The organism is Comamonas sp. NyZ500 (assembly GCF_016772095.1).
GTDB classification, from domain to species: domain Bacteria; phylum Pseudomonadota; class Gammaproteobacteria; order Burkholderiales; family Burkholderiaceae_C; genus Comamonas; species Comamonas thiooxydans.
Map to the genome: position 1 here is coordinate 35,868 of NZ_JAEIJE010000011.1, position 18,925 is coordinate 54,792.

The 18,925-nt window shown below is 62.6% G+C and carries 17 protein-coding genes; 8 read left to right on the forward strand and 9 right to left on the reverse strand.

Features of this window, described 5'->3' with window-relative positions; translation table 11 throughout:
• Window positions 1-2 precede the first annotated feature (2 nt).
• The 5 genes from JAO85_RS16505 to JAO85_RS16525 form a co-directional block, all read right to left on the reverse strand.
• Window positions 3-1,196: a pyridoxal phosphate-dependent aminotransferase gene (locus JAO85_RS16505; protein WP_202788556.1), complete on the reverse strand. Its 1,194-nt coding sequence runs from the start codon at window positions 1,194-1,196 to the stop codon at window positions 3-5.
• Window positions 1,197-1,403: 207 nt separating this feature from the next.
• Window positions 1,404-1,940, reverse strand: a complete 537-nt coding sequence (nusB, locus tag JAO85_RS16510; protein ID WP_003063915.1) for a transcription antitermination factor NusB — start codon at window positions 1,938-1,940, stop codon at window positions 1,404-1,406.
• On the reverse strand, window positions 1,933-2,406 hold the full coding sequence (gene ribH / locus JAO85_RS16515) for a 6,7-dimethyl-8-ribityllumazine synthase (protein WP_003063913.1): 474 nt from the start codon (window positions 2,404-2,406) through the stop codon (window positions 1,933-1,935). Before ribH ends, nusB begins: the two co-directional genes overlap by 8 nt.
• 15 nt (window positions 2,407-2,421) lie before the next feature.
• Window positions 2,422-3,543, reverse strand: coding sequence for a bifunctional 3,4-dihydroxy-2-butanone-4-phosphate synthase/GTP cyclohydrolase II (gene ribBA, locus JAO85_RS16520; protein ID WP_003063911.1), 1,122 nt, complete (start codon window positions 3,541-3,543; stop codon window positions 2,422-2,424).
• Window positions 3,544-3,903: 360 nt separating this feature from the next.
• The gene (locus tag JAO85_RS16525; RefSeq protein ID WP_012839207.1) at window positions 3,904-4,209 is read right to left on the reverse strand and encodes a 2Fe-2S iron-sulfur cluster-binding protein; all 306 of its coding nucleotides are present in this window, start codon (window positions 4,207-4,209) and stop codon (window positions 3,904-3,906) included.
• A 552-nt stretch (window positions 4,210-4,761) separates the two neighbouring features.
• On the opposite strand from JAO85_RS16525, the gene JAO85_RS16530 reads away from it, so the two are divergent.
• From JAO85_RS16530 to JAO85_RS16540, 3 genes are all read left to right on the forward strand, one after another.
• Window positions 4,762-5,673 carry an SDR family NAD(P)-dependent oxidoreductase gene (locus JAO85_RS16530; protein WP_003063906.1) on the forward strand — a complete coding sequence of 304 codons (912 nt, stop codon included), beginning with the start codon at window positions 4,762-4,764 and terminating at the stop codon, window positions 5,671-5,673.
• 318 nt (window positions 5,674-5,991) lie between these two features.
• Window positions 5,992-7,518 (forward strand): glutamate--cysteine ligase, encoded by a 1,527-nt coding sequence (gshA, locus tag JAO85_RS16535; protein ID WP_012839205.1) that lies wholly within the window; start codon window positions 5,992-5,994, stop codon window positions 7,516-7,518.
• A gap of 157 nt (window positions 7,519-7,675) precedes the next feature.
• On the forward strand, window positions 7,676-9,331 hold the full coding sequence (locus JAO85_RS16540; protein WP_237734886.1) for a methyl-accepting chemotaxis protein: 1,656 nt from the start codon (window positions 7,676-7,678) through the stop codon (window positions 9,329-9,331).
• A 28-nt stretch (window positions 9,332-9,359) separates the two neighbouring features.
• Here the strand turns inward: JAO85_RS16540 and JAO85_RS16545 are convergent, their stop codons facing one another.
• Complete coding sequence (locus JAO85_RS16545) at window positions 9,360-9,578, reverse strand: oxidoreductase-like domain-containing protein (RefSeq protein WP_080746229.1); 219 nt, start codon at window positions 9,576-9,578, stop codon at window positions 9,360-9,362.
• The gene (locus tag JAO85_RS16550; RefSeq protein ID WP_003063898.1) at window positions 9,575-9,799 is read right to left on the reverse strand and encodes a hypothetical protein; all 225 of its coding nucleotides are present in this window, start codon (window positions 9,797-9,799) and stop codon (window positions 9,575-9,577) included. The genes JAO85_RS16545 and JAO85_RS16550 overlap by 4 nt, the downstream gene beginning before the upstream one ends.
• A gap of 123 nt (window positions 9,800-9,922) precedes the next feature.
• On the opposite strand from JAO85_RS16550, the gene ylqF reads away from it, so the two are divergent.
• Both ylqF and JAO85_RS16560 read left to right on the forward strand, forming a co-directional pair.
• Entirely contained in the window at window positions 9,923-10,873 is a 951-nt protein-coding gene (gene ylqF / locus JAO85_RS16555) for a ribosome biogenesis GTPase YlqF (RefSeq protein WP_012839202.1), read from the forward strand.
• A 156-nt stretch (window positions 10,874-11,029) separates the two neighbouring features.
• A complete protein-coding gene (locus tag JAO85_RS16560; protein ID WP_202788558.1) occupies window positions 11,030-13,315 on the forward strand; it encodes a bifunctional diguanylate cyclase/phosphodiesterase in 2,286 nt (761 codons plus the stop codon).
• Window positions 13,316-13,380: 65 nt separating this feature from the next.
• Here the strand turns inward: JAO85_RS16560 and JAO85_RS16565 are convergent, their stop codons facing one another.
• Window positions 13,381-14,577, reverse strand: coding sequence for a M20 aminoacylase family protein (locus JAO85_RS16565; RefSeq protein ID WP_202788559.1), 1,197 nt, complete (start codon window positions 14,575-14,577; stop codon window positions 13,381-13,383).
• 335 nt (window positions 14,578-14,912) lie between these two features.
• Between JAO85_RS16565 and JAO85_RS16570 the strand changes: the two genes are divergently transcribed.
• A complete protein-coding gene (locus tag JAO85_RS16570) occupies window positions 14,913-15,932 on the forward strand; it encodes a DHH family phosphoesterase (RefSeq protein WP_003063891.1) in 1,020 nt (339 codons plus the stop codon).
• A gap of 54 nt (window positions 15,933-15,986) precedes the next feature.
• Here JAO85_RS16570 and JAO85_RS16575 read toward each other — a convergent pair whose 3' ends face one another.
• A complete protein-coding gene (locus tag JAO85_RS16575; RefSeq protein WP_202788560.1) occupies window positions 15,987-16,754 on the reverse strand; it encodes a pseudouridine synthase in 768 nt (255 codons plus the stop codon).
• Between the two features lie 203 nt (window positions 16,755-16,957).
• Between JAO85_RS16575 and rarD the strand changes: the two genes are divergently transcribed.
• Together rarD and JAO85_RS16585 are read left to right on the forward strand one after the other, a co-directional pair.
• Window positions 16,958-17,848: an EamA family transporter RarD gene (gene rarD / locus JAO85_RS16580; protein WP_202788596.1), complete on the forward strand. Its 891-nt coding sequence runs from the start codon at window positions 16,958-16,960 to the stop codon at window positions 17,846-17,848.
• Window positions 17,849-17,929: 81 nt separating this feature from the next.
• Window positions 17,930-18,925: a diaminopimelate dehydrogenase gene (locus JAO85_RS16585; protein WP_046461987.1), complete on the forward strand. Its 996-nt coding sequence runs from the start codon at window positions 17,930-17,932 to the stop codon at window positions 18,923-18,925.

The window sequence follows — 18,925 nt, forward strand, 5'->3', positions numbered from 1 at the left end:
ATTCAGCAGAAGAGCTTTTTCATGCGAGCAATGGCTTCCTGCAGCTGCTCCATGGAGTTGGCGGTGGAAAAGCGCACATAGTTCGCCGTCTCGGCCTGACCGAAGTCGCGGCCGGGGGTGATGGCCAGGTGAGCCTGGTTCATTAGCGCATAGGCAAAGTCCCAGCTGCCTTTCACGCCGAGCTTTTCGGCGGCAGCGCGGCAGTCGGCCCAGGCGTAGAAAGCGCCGTCGGGCTTGACGGGCACGGGCAGGCCTATCGATTCGAGAGCCGGGATGAAGTAGTCGCGGCGGGCCTTGAACTCGGCGCGGCGGCGTTCGTATTCGGCAATGCTCTCGGGCTCGAAGCAGGCGAGGGCCGCATACTGCGATACGGTGCAGGCACAGATGAACAGATGCTGGGCCAGCATCTCGATGGGCGCGACCAGCGACTCGGGCACGACCATCCAGCCCAGGCGCCAGCCCGTCATATTGAAATATTTGCTGAAGCTGTTGATGGAGATGATGTCATCGCCCAGCTTCAGGGCCGATTGGCCAAAGGCTTCGTCGTAGGACAGGCCCAGGTAGATTTCGTCGACGATGGTCAACCCGCCTTTGGCGCGCACGACGTCGTGGATGCGGCGCAGCTCATCGGGAGCAATCGAAGTGCCCGTGGGGTTGGACGGCGAGGCCAGCATCACGCCGCGCGTGCGCTCGCCCCAGGCTGCTTCGACCTTGGCGGCGCTGAGCTGGAAGCGCTCCGCCGCCGAGGAGGGGATGAGCACCGGCTTGCCCTCGGCCGCCGAGACAAAGTGGCGGTTGCAGGGGTAGCTGGGATCGGGCATCAGCACCTCGTCGCCCTCGTCGATCAGAGCCAGACAGGCCAGCTGCAGCGCGGCCGAGGCGCCGGCCGTGATGATGATGCGGCGCGCCGGCACATCCACGCCGAAGCGGCTGGCGTACCAGGCGCTGATGCGCTCGCGCAGCTCGGGCAGGCCTGGTGCCTGGGTGTATTGCGTGCGGCCGTCGCGGATGGCGCGCTCTGCCGCTTGCTGCACCAGAGGCGGGGCGCTGAAGTCCGGCTCGCCAATGTTCAGATAGATCATGGGCGTGCCGCTGGCGCTGGACTGGCGGGCCACTTCCTGCGCGTGCTTGGCCATTTCCATGACGTAAAAAGGCTCGATACGTTGGGCGCGGCGGGAAAGCTCGATGACGGACATGGACGACGTTATTCTTTCAATCAATCAGCGTTCGGGTGCAGTCTGGTGCCGGAGGATGCAGCCGGTATAGCAGCCTGGCACCCATAAAAAAACTGCAACCAGCCAGCCGGTGCACGATAGCACCTGCGGCCCTGTTGCAGTATTTGCATTGACTATGCATGTGGCGCCAGCAGGGCCGCGCAGGCACGGCGCTGCAGCTCAAGCGGTTCAGCTGGCGGACTTGTTGGCGCGGTCATGCGCCACTTCGGTGGCGCGCAGCTCGGGAGCCAGTCCGTTGAGCACGGCGTTGACATACTTGTGACCGTCGGTGCCGCCGAATTCCTTGGCCAGCTCGATGCACTCGTTGAGCACCACGCGCCAGGGCACGTCGGGGCAGTTCTGGAACTCGTACACACCAATCCACATGCAGGCATGTTCGATGGGCGAGATCTCGGTCAGGCCGCGATCGAGCTTGGGCGTGATCAGTGCGTCCAGTGCAGCTTCGTTTTCCACGCAGCCGCGCAGCAGTGCATCGTAGTGCACCACGTCGGCCTTGTGAAAGCCGGCCAGATCGCGCGTGAAGCGGTCGATGTCGAGCACCGCATTGCGGCCCACGATGTGCTGATACAGGCCTTGCAGTGCGAACTCGCGTGCGCGGCTGCGATTGGATTTGGAGCCCGCCTTGCGTGCGCCGGTGCTGGTCAGGCCGGTGCGCTTCTGGGGAGGGCGGCGCGAGCCGGACTCGCTGGATTGTTCTTCACTCATGATCGTCGTAGGAGTTGAGCAGATTGGCCATTTCCACGGCGACCTGGGCGGCGTCGCGGCCCTTGTCTACCTGGCGGGCAATGGCTTGCTCCATGTTTTCAGTGGTGATGATCGCGTTGGCGATCGGCAGGCGGTAGTCCAGGGACAGGCGTGTCACGCCTGCGCCCGATTCGTTGGCTACCAGCTCGAAGTGGTATGTCTCCCCACGGATGATGCAGCCCAGCGCCACCAGGGCGTCGTACTGATCGGTGTCGGCCAGTGTTTGCAGCGCCACGGGCACTTCGAGTGCGCCGGGGACGGTGACATGGTCGATGTTCTCGCTCTTCACACCCAATGCCAGCAGCTCATCGCGGCAGGAGGCAAACAGGGTGTTGGTAATGCTTTCGTTGAAGCGTGCTTGCACGATGCCGATCTTCAGTTCGGCGCCGTTGAGGTTCTGGCCTTGGCCTTTTTCTGCGTTTTGCATCTGGTGTTCCGTCTCTTATTCTTTGGGGATGTAACCCGTGATTTCCAGGCCGTAGCCCGCCATGCTGGGCATGCGGCGGGGCTGACCCATGAGGTGCATCTTGCTCACGCCCAACTCGCGCAGGATTTGCGCGCCCACGCCATAGGTGCGCAGGTCCATGCGGCCACGCTCCGGCGCCTGGGCCGAACGGGCCTTGCCTTCGAACTGGGTCAGCAACTGCTCGCCGGACTCGCTGCAGTTGAGCAGCACGGCCACGCCCTGGCCATTGCCGTTGATGTACTTGAGGCTTTCGTCCAGGCACCAGGAATGCTGGTTGCGGCCGGTTTCGAGCGCATCGAGCACCGATAGCGGCTCGTGCACGCGCACGGGCACGGTGGTGTCGGGCTGCCATTCGCCCTTGACCAGTGCCAGATGCACGGAGCCGCTGGGCACGTCGCGGAAGGCATGGGCGATGAATTCGCCATGAGCCGTCTGCATGGGGCGGCTGCCCACTTTCTGCAGCAGGGATTCGTTGCGGCTGCGGTATTCGATGAGGTCGGCAATCGTGCCGATCTTGATACCATGCTCGGCGCAGAACAGCTGCAGATCGGGCAGGCGGGCCATGGTGCCGTCGTCCTTCATGATCTCGCAGATCACGGCCGAGGGCGTGCAGCCTGCCAGCGCGGCCAGATCGCAACCAGCCTCGGTATGGCCGGCGCGCATGAGCACGCCGCCGTCCACGGCCTGCAGCGGGAAGATATGGCCGGGCTGCACCAGATCGCTGGGCTGGCTGTTCTTGTTCACGGCCACCTGGATGGTGCGCGCGCGGTCGGCGGCCGAGATGCCGGTGGTCACGCCTTCGGCGGCTTCGATGGAAATGGTGAAGGCCGTGCTGTACACGGTGCCGTTGCGCGCGGCCATGGGCGGCAGCTTGAGGAATTCGCAGCGCTCGCGGGTCAGCGTCAGGCAGATCAGGCCACGGCCGAAGCGGGCCATGAAGTTGATGGCCTCCGCCGTGACATGGTCGGATGCCAGAACCAGATCGCCTTCGTTCTCACGGTCTTCTTCGTCAACGAGAACGACCATGCGGCCGGCACGCATTTCCGCCACGATTTCTTCGACGGGCGAGATGGGCACAGGTTGGAGGGAGCTGTTCATGGAATGCCTTCTTGGACGTGAACTGGATGCGATGCACTGCAGTCGGCGGCTGGCGCATGACACGCACCAGTGAGGCATTGCCGACGCCGCCATGGGCGCAGGCAGGACTTCCAAAGAACGTGTGAGGCGGGAGGCCGCCTGGGCGGAGCCGCTTTCTGCAGGACAAGGCCTTGCGGAAAGCGCTCATTCTATTGCAGAGCGGGCTTTGAGCGCGCAAGCCGACCCTGAAACCATGATGCAGTGCAAGAACCGGATGCAGTTCCAAGGCGTGGCATCCGGCAAGAGCCGCCCCGCCGCATGGCCCGCCCCAGCAATGATGCCGTCCCCCTTGGGGGGAAGCGGCAAGGCTGCTCAGGGGGCTTACAAATACTCATGATCCTTGAGCACCACATCGCTGTCGGGATAGGCACAGCAGGGCAGCACATAGCCTTCGGCCTGCTCTTCGGTAGTCACACCCGGCCACTCGATGTCGTAGTGCACGCTGCCCGACACCAGCTGGCCCATGCAGGTGCGGCAGGTGCCGTTGCGGCAGGAACTGGGCCAGTTCACGCCGCCGCTCTCCAGCGAGTCCAGCAGGGACTGGTCGGCCCAGGCGTCGACCTGCTGGCCGCTGGGCTCGCACTTGGCGATGAAGAAGGGAGGGGCAAAAGCAGAGTCGTTGGACATGAGGCGCTGTAGTGATTCTTTGCAAAACCCGTTGTTTTAGCCGGTTTTCCAAGGCCGTGGGCCCGGTGCGGATTGCCTGTTTTTTCAGCGCTGAAAAATGAACCTTTTGAAATCAATGACTTGCCTGACTTATTCATGGGGCGAGTGCAGTTGTTCACAAGGATGTCCAGCGTAGGACGGGATAAGTGGCTGGTTGTCGGATAGGATCTGATCAAAAAACAGGCAGTTTGAAAAATTCAATATAAATCAATTGCTTGAGCCATTGCTGCAAAAGCTATTCAGGCTTGTCCACAGGCTTGTTGAGAAAAATTGGGGAAAAGCCCGTCGCTTGTGGATGACTGATTTTTGCTATTAATAGAAGAGCTTGTAGCGAATGCAGGCATTGAAATTTGAATAGTTTTAATATTGAAACCAAGTTATTTTTTGCGGTAAATGCTCCCGGATTGATAGCATTCTCCAGACTTACCCGCAGGCAGTCGCAAACGCTACGCTGCGCTGCAGCATGGGCGCTTAAAGTGGCTGCATCAATGCACAAGCAAGGAGCAGCACATCATGGCAATGGATTTTCAAGGTCGTGTGGCCATCGTGACGGGAGCGGGCGGCGGTCTGGGGCGTCTGCATGCGCTGGCCCTGGCCAGGCGCGGTGCCAAGGTGGTGGTCAACGATCTGGGCGGCGCGGTGGACGGCTCGGGCGGTTCGGCCACGGCGGCGCAGCAGGTAGTGGATGAAATCCGCGCGGCGGGCGGCGAGGCGATTGCCAACGCGGCCTCCGTGACCGACTTCGACGCCGTGCAGGCCATGGTCAAGCAGGCCATCACGGCCTGGGGGCGCGTGGACATTCTGGTCAATAACGCCGGCATTCTGCGCGACAAGAGCTTTGCCAAGATGGACATGGCGGACTTCCGCCTGGTCGTCGACGTGCACCTGATGGGCGCGGCCAATTGCTGCAAGGCGGTCTGGCCCTATATGCAGGAGCAGAACTATGGCCGCATCGTGATGACGACCTCGTCCACGGGCCTCTATGGCAATTTCGGCCAGGCCAACTATGGCGCGGCCAAGCTGGCCCAGGTGGGCCTGATGCAGACGCTGGCCATCGAAGGGGCCAAACACAATATCCGGGTCAACGCGCTGGCCCCCACGGCGGCCACACGCATGACGGCGGGTCTGCTGCCCGAGCCGGTGCTGGAAGCCTTGAAGCCGGAGGCCGTGGTGCCTGCCATGCTGGTGCTGGCGCATGAGAGCGCGCCCACGCGCACCATTGTCTGCGCCGGCGCAGGCGGTTTCGAGGCCGCTCATATCACCATGACCGAAGGCGTTTATCTGGGCATGGGTGAGACCGTTCCCGAAGAGTTGGCCGCGCGTCTGGCTGAAGTCACGGCCAGCGAAGGCCAGCAGGTGCCGGCCAGTGGCGCCGTCCAGGGACAAGTGGAAGTGGGCAAGGCCATGAAAGCGCATGGACATTGATCAAGGCCAAGGTCGCTGAATTTTCTGCCCTGTGAGAGTGGCAAGAGCGGCAGGCGATTGCGATTAGCACAGCTGAAAAAAAGCCCTCTCGCGAGGGCTTTTTCTGTTTTGGAGTGAGCATGTGCTCATGTTTGGGTTGCTGTTAACCTGACAAATTTCTGGCAGAGGCCCTGGCTCTTGGCGGCTCAACAGGCCGAAAAACGTGGTTAAGCGGCCAGCCGCCATCGCGTTGCGTCTTGTTTCTCTATCATTCGCCGTCTGGGCGCGATTGGGCAGACGAAGTTTGTCGTCAGCGTCTTCACTAAGAAGGTAAGAACAATGAAGACATCGCAGGCCGCCGTGAACATGCCCACCGCCGAAAGGCTGCTGGGCATTCGTCGCGGCATCGAGAAAGAGGGACTGCGGGCATTGGCCACGGGCTCGCTGGCCCTGACGCCGCACCCGGCGGAACTGGGCTCGGCTCTCACGCACCCGCACATCACCACCGATTACAGCGAGTCCCAGCTGGAACTCATCACCGGCGCGCGCCTGGGTGTCGAGGAATGCCTGGACGAGCTGACCGAAGTCCATCAGTTCGTGCTGCGCAACCTCAGCGAAAGCGGCGAGCTGATGTGGAACTCCAGCATGCCCTGCCGCCTGCCCACCGACGAGACGATTCCGCTGGGCCGCTATGGCAGCTCGCACTCGGGCCGTTCCAAGAGTGTGTACCGCATGGGTCTGGGCCATCGCTATGGCCGCCGCATGCAGACCATCTCGGGGATTCATTACAACTGGTCGCTGCCCGGAGTGAGCAGCGACCAGTACTTTGCGCTGATCCGCAACTTTCGCCGCAACGCCTTTGTGCTGCTGTATCTGTATGGCGCCTCTCCCGCGCTGTGTCCCTGCTTTGTGGAGGGGCGCGAGCATCGCCTGCAGCCGCTGGGCGACGGCAGGCATGCGCTGTACCTGCCCTATGCCACATCGCTGCGCATGGGGCGCCTGGGCTATCAGAGCGACGCGCAGTCCAGCATCAATGTCAGCTACAACGGACTCGACGGCTATGCGGACTCGCTGCACGAGGCGCTGACCCGTCCCTATCCGGCCTACGAGCAACTGGGCGTGCGCAACCCCGGTGGCGACTACAACCAGCTGGGCACGGGCCTGCTGCAGATCGAGAACGAGTTCTACGGCACCATCCGCCCCAAGCGTACCGTCAAGAGCGGCGAGCGCCCGCTGCACGCGCTGCGCGAGCGCGGTGTGGAATATGTGGAAGTGCGGCTCATGGATATCGATCCCTATGAAACCGTGGGCATTGCGCCGGCCACCATGCGCATGATCGACGTCTTCCTGCTGCACTGCCTGCACAGCGACAGCCCCGACGACACGCCCCAGGAAATTGCCGACCTCAAGCACAACCAGCATCTGGCTGCGGAACAGGGCCGCGAGCCGGGCCTGAAGCTGGTGCGCAACGGCCAGCAGGTGCTGCTGACCGACTGGGCACAGGAAGTGCTCGAGCAATGCCGTCCCTATGCCCAGGCGCTGGATGCTGCTCATGGCACAAGCGACTACAGCGCTGCGCTGGATCAGGCCCTGGCCCGCGTGCAGGACGCGCAGTCCACGCCCTCGGCCCATGTGCTCAAGGAGCTCACCAGCGCCTATGACAATCGTTTCATAGACTTCATGACCACGCAGTCCGCCAAGGCGCGCGATGCCTTGCTGGCCATGCCCTGGACGGCCGAGCAGCAGGCGCGCTACGAGCGGATGAGCCAGGAGTCGGTGACCGCGCAGCAAGCCATCGAGGCTGCCGACACCATGACGTTCGAAGAGTGGCGCCAGCGCTATATGGATCCAGCCAGCCTGCTGTAATTCTTGGAATTTGATAGCTGGGAGCGCTTGCAATCTCTGGGTTGCAGGCGCTTTTTTATTGCATTCGGTGCTGCGGCTGTCACGTCACTGTCATCTGTGTTTCATATCGTAACGATCAGCGGAGCACTGCGCTCCGCGCTTGATCGGCGGTGTGCTCATGTTGTTGAAGAAATTCCAGAACCTTTCGGTGGCTCGCAAGATGTGGGCCTTGTTCCTGGGGCTGTTGCTGTGCAATGTGCTGGTGGCAGGCGGCCTGTTCAGCTATCTGCAGAATGTGGAGCAGCGGGTCAGCGCCGCTGTTCAGGCCACGGACAAGCGCATCAATCTTGCGCTGCGCTGGCAGGCGCTGACGCTGCAGAGCGTGGAGGCTGCGCTGGCCAGCGTGCTCTCTTCGGAAGAGCATCTGATTGCTCAGCTCTCGCAGAAAGCTCGCGGGCTGATGCAACAGGCCGGTGGTCTGCAGCAACAGGTGCAGGCCGATGCTCAGAGCGAAGTCGATCGAAGCGGCCTGGCCAGGGTGGAGCAGGAACGCAAGGCAGTGCTCGATATCTACGAGCAGGCCTATCAGGCGCGTGATCTGGGCAAGGCCTGGGAGGCGCAGAAGCTGGTGGACGAACAACTGATTCCCGCCTCCAGGCGCTATGTCCAGGCGCAGGATGCCTTTATCGAGGCTCAGCAGCAGCAGCGTCTGGACGCCGAGCAGCATGGGCGCGAGCAAACTGCCATCGCCAAGCGCATGGCCATGGGTGTGGGCCTGTTCATGGGCCTGGTGGGGGCGTTGCTGTCGTTGACGACGATTCGCTCCATCACCACGCCCTTGAGCGAGGCGGTGCAGCTGGCGCAGACCATTGCGGCGGGCGATCTCAGCTATGCACCGCCGGCGGCGGAGCGCGGCGACGAGCTGGGTCGGCTCATGCAGTCGCTGGCGCTGATGACTAGGCAGTTGCGCGGCCTGGTAGGCGAGGTTCAGGGGGGTGTGGAGGCCGTGGCTGCCGCATCCAGCCAGATGGCGCAGGACAACAGCGATCTCGCCGATCGCACAGCCCATGCTGCAGAGCAACTCAAGGCCACGGTCAGCAGCATAGAAAACATGGTCACCCTGGTCACCCATTCGGCTGACAGTGCGCGCCATGCCGACCAGAGTGCGCGCAGTGCCGCCGAGGCGGCGGCCAGCGGAGGCAGCGTGGTGCAGGAGGTGGTTCGCAATATGGAGCACATGGCGCAAAGCAGCCAGCAGGTGGCTGCCATTGTGGGGGTGATTGACGGCATTGCCTTCCAGACCAATATCCTGGCGCTGAATGCCGCCGTGGAAGCGGCGCGGGCAGGCACTCAGGGCCGTGGCTTTGCCGTGGTGGCGGCCGAGGTGCGTGAGCTGGCCCAGCGCAGTGCCGAAGCGGCCAAGCAGATCCGCCAGCTCATGGAGCACTCCACCAAACAGATGAAGTCGGGACAGACATTGGCGCTGCAGGCCGGCCAGCGCATGGAACATATCGTGCGCGATGTGCGCACGGTCAGCGGTCTGATCGCCTCGATCACCGAGGCTGCCCAGGCCCAGAACCAGGGTATCGCCCAGATCAGCGAGGCGGTGCAGGCACTGGACCATATGACTAGCCAGAACGCGGGTCTGGTGGCCGAATCCAGCGCAGCAGCGCGCGAGCTATTCCATCAGGCGCAAAGGCTGGAGGCAGGGGCGGGGCGCTTCCGTATCGACTATCAAGCGCTGGATAACGAGATCGCCGATATCGAGATGGACGTCATGGAAAAAGAAGTCCATGTGCCTCGCCTGGCTGCGCTGGAAGCCGAAATGGCATGAGTCCCGGGTAGCGGGTTTCGGGTCTCGGTCAGGCCTCGGTCATGGCTTGGGCCGCATCCTCCAGCCAGAAAGTCAGCGCGCCGTAATAGCCTTCCCAGACGCAGCCGTTGCAGCCGCGCCCGCAGCAACTCGTGGGCTCGGGCGGCGGCTGGCGCAGCGTCACCGCCGCTGCTGCTGCGCGCTGCTGCCACAGCGCAATCTGGCTGCGCGCCTGTGTCAGCGGCTGCAGCAGGGCTGTGTCGCTCATTTCTTGAAGCGAACCCAGAGAAACTGGGCTATGAAGGCCAGACCCAGCACCAGAGCAAACCAGCCCACGATATGGGACTGGGCAAACAGCTGGGCAATGCCGCTTTCAGGCTTGAACACAGGGGCCAGCAAGATGATGATGCCGATCAGTGCAATCGTCAGGCCCTTGATCAGAATTTCGTTGCGGGCTTTGGACTTTTGGGGGGCGGAGGGCAAGGGCATAAGCGAGCTGGCAGGTCAGAAAAGCAGAGGGAGATTATCCTTGCGCGCCTGAATTCACTGACATAAAAGGGTGTTTGCGCCCATTGCGTGCTCGCACCCTGCAAAAAAGAAAGATCTCCGCTTATGGCCATCCAATGGTTTCCCGGTCACATGCATCTGACGCGTCAGGCCATCACGGAGCGCGTCAAGGAAATCGATGTGGTCATCGAGGTTCTGGATGCGCGCTTGCCCGGCTCCAGCGCCAACCCCTTGCTGCAGGAGATGACGGGCCACAAGCCGCGCCTGAAGATACTCAACAAGCAGGATATGGCCGATCCGGTCCAGACCAAGGCCTGGATGGACTGGTACAACGCCCAGAGCGAGACGCGCGCCATTGCGCTGGACGCCTCGGAACCTGCTCCCACCAAGCGTCTGATCGAGCAGTGCAAGCTGCTGGCGCCCTCGCGTGGCGGTCTGGCCAAGCCCATGCGGGTGCTGATCTGCGGAGTGCCCAATGTGGGCAAGTCCACGCTGATCAACTCCATGAGCGGCAAGACCCAGGCCAAGACCGGTAATGAGGCCGGTGTGACCAAGCTGGAGCAGCGCATCGTGCTGGCCGATGACTTCTACCTCTGGGACACGCCCGGCATGCTGTGGCCGCGCATCATCGTGGAGAAAAGCGGCTACAACCTGGCGGCCAGCGGCGCCGTGGGACGCAATGCCTACGACGAAGACCTGGTGGCGCTGGAGCTGCTTTTGTATCTGCAAAAGCACTATGCCACCATGCTGGAGGCGCGCTACAAGCTGGGCATTTCGGCCGATGAAATTGCGGCGTTGCACGATGACGAGTTGCTGACAATGATCGGCAAAAAGCGTGGCGCCGTGATGAGCGGCGGCCGCGTGAACCTGCAAAAGGCGGCCGAGCTGGTGCTGACCGACTTCCGTGATGTGAGCATTGGCCGCATCACGCTGGAGACTCCGGCCGAATTCGAGGTCTGGCTTGCCGAGGGCCAGCAAAAAGATGCGGAGCGCCAGGCCAGGAAAGATGCGCAGACCAAGGCACGCCGAAGCGCGCGGCGGCAGCAGCAGCGTTAGGCTGCAGGCGACAAGCCCGATGCGGCGAGGGCTTGCATGCACTCAAGCCGGGCAGGCCGCGCGTCTGGGCTTTCAAGACCTGGCTCGCCGGACGATTGAACTAATTGGCAACTGCCCCTAGCATTCATCATTCAGTCTGAATGCCAAAGGGCTTGCATGCAGCGTCACTTCGTTGAGGCCAGATACCGGTTGCCCATGCGCCGCATGGTGTGGCTGGGCTGTCTCTGGATGTGGGTCCTGGGCGCTGCAATGAGTCTGGTCTGGTTGCTGATGCCGGCGATGGACGACATGGATCTGGCGCTGTCCGGCGGCGTCATGCTGCTGTCGCTGTTGTGCATGGGCCTGGCCAAGGCCAGGCAGTGGGTCTGGGCCGTGTCCTGCTTTGTCTGGGGCAACTGGCTGTTGAGCTTGCTCTGGGTTTGGCACATGGGAGGGCTTTATGGGCCGGCCGTGATGGCATTTCCTGCCTGGCTGGCTGTTGCGCTCTGGGTGCAGGGCACGCGTGCCGCCCTGACGATGCTGGGGCTGTCCTCCATCGTCGTTGCCGCTCTATGGTGGCTGGCGCCACATATCGGCACGCCATTTGCAGCTCTATCGGCAGCCGAGCATCTGCTGGCGATGGTTCATTTGCTGGGCATGATGATGCTGGTGCTCATCATTTGCTTGCAGGCAAGAGCCAGCCTGGGGCGGCGCGTGCAGAAAAGCCAGGAAATGCTGGCCGCACTGGAGGCCAGCCAGAACGAGCTGCGCAAGTTCTATCGGGCGGTCGAGCAGAACCCCGAGAGCATCGTCATCACCGATCCCGAGCTGAAGGTCATCTATGTCAACGAGGCCTTTCTGCTGCGCTCGGGCTATGCGCGCGAGCAGGTGATCGGCCAGTCTACCGAGCTGGTGTCCACCATGGGCATGGACCGCAGTCACCGCCAGCGCGCGCTCAAGCAACTGGCCAAGGGCACGCTATGGCGTGGCGAGATGACCAATCGCACGAGCAAGGGTGAGGCCTTGCGGGAGTCGGTGCTGGTGACGCCGATTCGCACGCCTCAGGGAGAGGTCGTCAATTATGTGGAGCTCAAGCGCGATCTCTCCGAGCGCGTTCTGGCCGAGCGCCGTATCCACGACCTGGTCTACCTGGACTCGCTCACGGGGCTGCCCAACCGCCATTCGCTGACCTTGCATCTGCGCGAGCTGGCCCTGGTTCGGCAGGATGCCTGCCATGGCTTGCTGCTGCTGGACGTAGATCGCTTTTCCGTCTTCAACGATGTGCATGGCATGCAGCACAGCGACGAGCTGGTGCAGGCCATGGGGGCCAGGCTGGTCGAGGTGCTGCCTGACGATGCCTGGATTGCGCGTGTTGCGGCTGCGGAGTTTGCTATTGTTTTTGATGGCCTGCACAAGCATGCCGAAGGTGTGGAGGAGCAATTGCTGCTGTATGCGCAGACCTTGAAGAAGGCCTTGCAAAAGCCGTTTTCTCTCAACAGCTGGGTGGAAACCGAGTTTGTCAGCTGCTGCATTGGCGGTGCCGTGCTGGAGCCGGCCATCAAAGGCGGCAACAGCCATGACGTGCTGCGCTTTGCCAGCGTGGCCTTGCATGAGGCCAAGCTGGGCGGTCCGGGCAGCGTGGTGCTGTTCGAGCCGCGCATGGCCCAGGATGTATATCGGCGCGTGCGCATTGCCCGGGATTTGTACCACGGCATCTCCGACGGGGAGTTGCGTCTGTATCTGCAGAGCCAGACCGATGCGCGCGGTCGCTGCGTGGGTGCCGAGGCGCTGGTGCGCTGGCAGCACCCCGAATGGGGGCTGGTAAGCCCGGGAGAGTTCATTCCGGTGGCCGAGGAGTCCGAGCTCATCGTGCGTCTGGGCGACTGGGTGCTGCGTCAGGCCTGCATGCTGCTGGCCAGGCCGGTCATGGCAGAGCGTGGACTGCGTCTGTCGGTCAACGTCAGCGCTCAGCAATTTGCACATGACGACTTCATGGCGACGCTGGACAAGGTCTTGAGGGAAACCGGTGCCAATGCTCGCCAGCTGACACTGGAGATCACCGAAGGCACCTTGCTGCGGGATCTGGATCAGGCACGTCGGCGCATGCTGGCACTGCGTGGCCTGGGCATAGAGATTTCTCTCGATGACTTCGGGACCGGCTATTCCAGTATGTACAGCCTGCAGCACCTGCCGATTCAGGAGCTCAAGATCGACAGAAGCTTTGTCAGCGGCAGCCATCGCTCCGAAAAAGATGCAGCTCTGGTGGAGGCGATGTTGCTGGTGGCGCGGCGCTTGCAACTGCGCGTGGTGGCCGAAGGTGTGGAACTGTCCGAGCAGGCGCTGCAGTTGACGCAGTGGAACCCGGACATCGTGCTTCAGGGCATGCTGCTCGGCATGCCCATGCCGCAGCAGCGTTGGCTGGTCGAGGTGTTGGGCGAGCCCGATGCCGCTGCCAAGATATAAAAAAAGCCCACAACCGTTGCTGGTTGAGGGCTATCAGCTATGAATAGCGTAGTTCTTGGCTGTCGTCAGGCGGCCGGCTGCTCAAAATAGCGACGTGCCAGCAGATCCCAGAATCTGGAGCCGTGACCGATGTTGTCATCGTTGAAGTCGTAGGCCGGATTGTGCAGGCTCACGCCGGGCTGGTCGCCCTTGGCATTGCCAATCCAGCCATAGGCGCCGGGGACGGCCTCCAGCATGAAGCCGAAGTCTTCGGAGGTCATGGCGGGCAGCACATCGTCAAAGGCGTTGTCGTCGCCGACCACTTCACGCATCACGGCGGCCATGAACTTGGCTTCGCGGGCGTGGTTGGTGGTGTTGGGGTAGGCGCCGGGGCGCAGCGTGAACTCGGCCGTGCACAGATGGGCGGCTGCCACGTGGCTGCTGATGCGTTTGAGGCCTTCGACAAACATCTCGCGCGTTTCCTTCTTCAGGGTGCGCACGGTGCCGGCGATGATGGCGTCATCGGGAATGATGTTTTCCACGGTGCCACTGGTGATCTTGCCCACGGTGAGCACGGCCGAGTCCAGCGGATCGGTGCTGCGCGAGACCAGGGTCTGCAACTGGCTGACGATGGCGCAGGCCACGGGAATCGGGTCCAGCGTGGTGTGGGGCATGGCCGCATGGCCACCCTTGCCGTGGACCCTGATCTGAAAGCGCAGGGTGGAGGCCATGATGGGGCCAACGCGCACGGCCATCTGGCCGGCCGGCAGCGATGGCCAGTTGTGCAGCGCAAACACGGCTTCGCAGGGGAATTTCTCGAACAGGCCGTCATCCATCATGGCCTTGGCGCCAGCGCCTCCTTCTTCGGCTGGCTGGAAGATCAGGTGCACCGTGCCGTCAAAGTCGGGTTGCTGAGCCAGGGTGGTGGCAGCGCCCAGCAGCATGGTGGTGTGGCCGTCGTGGCCACAGGCATGCATGCGGCCCTTGTTCTGGCTGATGTGCCCGAAGGTGTTGATTTCCGTGACGGGCAGGGCATCCATGTCGGCGCGGATGCCGATGCTGCGGCCGGGGTTGTCCTTGCTGCGGCCCTTGCCGTAGATGCTGGCGACGATGCCAGTCTGGCCCAGGCCACGATGCACGGTCAGGCCCAGGGCCGTGAGGTATGCGGCGACCTTGTCGCCGGTGCGGTGCTCTTCGTATTTGAGCTCAGGATTGGCGTGCAGGTCGCGGCGAAAACTGAGCAGCGTACCGAGGTGAGGAGTGATATCGGGTGTAGATCGCATACAGGGGCCGCGGAGCACCCAGCGCTGTAACTGTCGTGGCAGGCAAGCGTTGCGGGCCTGCCGGTGACCGCAGCATTTCAATAGCAAGACCCCCATCATAGGCGTATGCGAAGAGTGGGGGCTTAGGTAGATACCGAAATCAGGGATTTCAGCGCTTGTGCTAACCGAGGAAAAAGCAAGCGGTGACTTACCAGGCGTGAAGCCTCTTGTGGGTAGCCGGATGAGCCCTGCCGGTCGTGTCTGGCAGGGCGAAGCACCCGACGAAGCAGTCAGCCGTGAACCCGCAATGCCCGTGCGTCGCCTCGTTCCGGCGCAAACGGCGAAAATGCCCGGTTATGACCGCACAGAACGCCAAAATTTCCCTGTTCCAGCAGTTGCTGGTACGCCCCGATCGCAACGATCCCAAGCCCCTCATCCTCTACCATGGCCGTCGCTGCCCCGACGGCTTTGGCGCGGCGCTGGCGGCCTGGCTGTTCTATGAAGGCCAGGCCGAGTTTCGCGGTCTGGATCACGGCGAGATTCAGACGGCCGACGACCTGGGCGATCTGGCCGGTCGCGCCGTCTATGTGCTGGACTTTGCCTTCGAGCCCACGTTGATGGCCGAGATCGAGTCGCGCGTGGCCAAGCTCGTGGTGCTGGATCATCACAAGAGTGCGGCCGAGAAACTCAGCGGCTACCAATGCCAATGCGGCGTGGTGCATTTCGATATGAGCAAGTCCGGCGCGCGTCTGGCCTGGGAGTTTTTCCAGGCCGACAAGCCAGTGCCTGGTCTGATTCGCTACATCGAGGACCGCGATATCTGGAAATGGGAATTCCCCGAAAGTGCGGCGTTTCTCGCGGCTCTGGACATGGAGCCCGTGCGCAGCTTTGAGCGCTGGGCCGAGATTGCGGCCTTCACGCCCGAGCAGGAAACCGTCTACATGGCCCGTGGCGGCGCCATGGACGAGAAATTCCAGAAGCTTTGTGCCGATATTGCCGACGGCGCCCAGGTGCTGGTCTTCAACGGCAGGCAGGGCCTGATGGTCAACTGCCCGGGCATGTTCCACAGCCAGGTGGGTGATTTGCTGGCGCGCCAGAGCGGCAGCTTTGCCCTGATGTGGCATGCCAATCACAAGGGCACCAAGGTGGGCCTGCGCTCGCGCTCGGAGTTCAACTGCATTCCTCTGGCGGAAAGCTTTGGCGGCGGCGGCCATGCCCAGGCCTGTGGCTTCAAGATGGGCAACGAGCGTCTGGTGGAGTTGCTGCAGGGTGAGCTCAAGGCCGAACCCGAAGCACAATACGAGTTTGCGGCCGCGCCAGGCCTGCAGTTCGACGAAGAGGGCAAGTGGATTCGCGCAACGCCCAAGTCTGCGTAGTTGCAGAAAATCATAGCTGCCAACGCTTGAGATACAAGCGCTGACAGCTGTTTCTTATGCTATGGATTGCCAGCCCGGCAGTGCCAGCAGCTTTTGCCAGTCCCTCGCTTCCTGCAGCTGAGTCAGGCTGGACCAGTCGGCCTCGAAGTGCATGAGCTGCCCGCTCACGGGGTGGGCAATCTCCAGTGCCCTGGCATGCAGCCATAGCCGCTGTTGACCCAGGCGTTCGGCCCACCAGCGATTCAGCGGCCCCTTGCCATGGGTGGCGTCGCCGATGATGGGGTGGGCCACATGCTTGAGATGGCGGCGTATCTGGTGTCTGCGGCCCGTGGTCGGCAGGGCTTCGACCAGGCTGATGCGGGTTTCGGGGTGTCGGCCGTCATAGCTTTCGGGCCAGGACAGGCGCGCCAGACAGCGCAAGTGCGTGTACGCGTCCTGCACCGGGGCATCCTCGGGTGCATCGTCGGGCTTGAGGGGATGATCGACTTCCAACGTTTCGGGCAGCCAGCCGCGCACCAGGGCCCGATATTCCTTGCGGGTTTCATGGGCTGCAAAGCTGGCAGCCAGAGCCTGGGCCGCTTGCTTGTGCAGTGCCATGAGCAGCACGCCGCAAGTTCCCTTGTCCAGCCGGTGCACGGGCCAGACATGGTGGCCCAACTGGTCGCGCAGCGTCTGCATGACAAAGCGGGTCTCGTGAGCATCCAGGCCCGTGCGATGCACCAGCCAGCCGGCGGGTTTGTAGACCACGACCATATGCTCGTCCTGCCAGAGTATGTGCAAAGGCGGATTGGCAGAGCCGTCGGGCAGGGCGGTATCGGGCATGTGGAAGGCAGACAGAAGAGGGCGAGCCGCACTCTAGCGCACAGTGCAAAGCTTTGCTGACCAGGGTCTGCCTGCCGACAGGCCGCTTCGTGGCCGAGAATCGGTGCGGGCCGCTCGACGTCGGCTCATTTTTTTTGAAGTAGCTGCCAGCGCTTGACGGATCAATGCTGGCCGCCATTTGGAGGCTTGATCTTGTGTCTGTGATGTTCAAGGGCGTGGTGGTTTCGGTCCTGGCGTCCGTGCTGTTCGCCTCGCTGTATTACCTCTCGCCTTTTCTTGCCCCGCTCGATGGCGAGCAGATCTTTGGCTGGCGCGTGCTGGTGACGTTGCCCTTTACCACTGCCCTGCTGTTCGCTCTCAAGGAGGTGGCGGCGGTACGCGACTTGCTGGCGAGAGCTCTGGCCCAGCCCCGGTTTGGAATGCTGCTGGTGCTGAGTTCGGCGCTGCTGGGCGTGCAGCTATGGATTTTCATGTGGGCACCCATGAACGGGCGTGCGTTGCCAGTGTCGCTGGGCTATTTTCTGCTGCCGCTGGTGATGGTCGTGGCCGGGCGTGTGCTGTTTGCCGAGCGTCTGACGCTGGGCCAGAGCCTGGCTACGCTCCTGGCGGCTGCGGGCGTGGCGCATGAGTTCTGGCAGGCCGGCGGCATGTCCTGGGAGACCTGGGGGGTGGCGCTGGGCTACACGGTGTATTTCTCGCTGCGCCGCTGGCTGCAGACCGATACCCTGGCCGGTCACTGGATAGACATGGCGCTGCTGGTTCCGGTGGCCATTGCCTTCACGCTGCGCACGCCCGACAGTTGGCCGCTGGTCGCGGGTCATCCGACGTTATCGGGCCTGCTGCCCTTGCTGGGCATCGTCAGCGCCGTGGCGCTGGCGCTGTACATGATTGCCAGTCGCTGGCTGCCGCTGGGTCTGTTCGGTCTGCTGTCCTACGTGGAGCCGGCCCTGCTGGTCGTGGTGGCCTGGCTGCTGGGCGAGAGCATGGAGCCGCAGCAGCAACTGAGCTATGCGCTGATCTTCGCCGCCGTGGGCCTGCTGATCGGCGATGGCTTGCGGCATTCATGGCGTGGGCGTTCACACACATCGGACTGAGATTGCAGCAGTTCCAGCCCCAAGTTGGTGCATCACAGGGCAATAATTGAAGCTTTATTTTGTTTGAAGGAATAGCTCGTCATGGCATCGACCCCATCCCCTATCCGCGTTGCTATCGTCGGTTACGGCAATCTGGGCCGCGGCGTGGAAGCTGCTGTCGCCAAGAACCCCGATATGCAGCTCAAGGGGATTTACACCCGTCGCGACCCTTCCCAGCTTCAGCCCCTGAATGCAGGTACGCCTGTGCATTCCATGGATGTTTTGCTGTCGCACAAAGGTCAGGTCGATGTGCTGATTCTCTGCGGCGGCTCCAAGGACGATTTGCCCAGGCAGGCGCCCGAGCTGGCGGCCCATTTCAATCTGGTCGACAGCTTTGACACCCATGCCCGCATCCCCGAACACTTTGCCAATGTGGACAAGGCCGCTCAGGGGGGGCAGTGCACGGCCCTGATCTCGGCCGGCTGGGACCCCGGCATGTTCTCCATCAACCGCGTGCTGGGTGAAGCCCTGCTGCCTGACGGCGCTACCTACACCTTCTGGGGCAAGGGCCTGAGCCAGGGCCATTCCGACGCCATCCGCCGCGTGGAAGGCGTGGCCGGCGGCGTGCAGTACACCATTCCTGTGGAAGAGGCCGTCAACAAGGTGCGTTCCGGCGTGCGCCCCGAGCTGTCCACCCGCGAGAAGCACCAGCGTGAATGCCATGTGGTGCTCAAGGATGGCGCCGACGCCGAAGCCGTGCGCAAGACCATTGTGGAAATGCCTCACTACTTCGACCAGTACGACACCACGGTCCACTTCATCAGTGCCGAAGAGCTGGCTCGCGATCACTCTTCCATGCCCCATGGCGGCTTTGTGATCCGCAGCGGCAACACCAGTGCCGAAAACAAGCAGGTCATCGAATACCGCCTGCAACTGGACAGCAACCCCGAGTTCACCTCCAGTGTACTTGTGGCCTATGCCCGCGCCGTGCATCGCCTGGCCCAGGCTGGCCAACATGGCTGCAAGACCGTATTTGACGTGGCCCCTGGCCTGCTGTCGCCCAAGAGCGCCGCACAACTGCGTGCCGAGCTGCTGTAA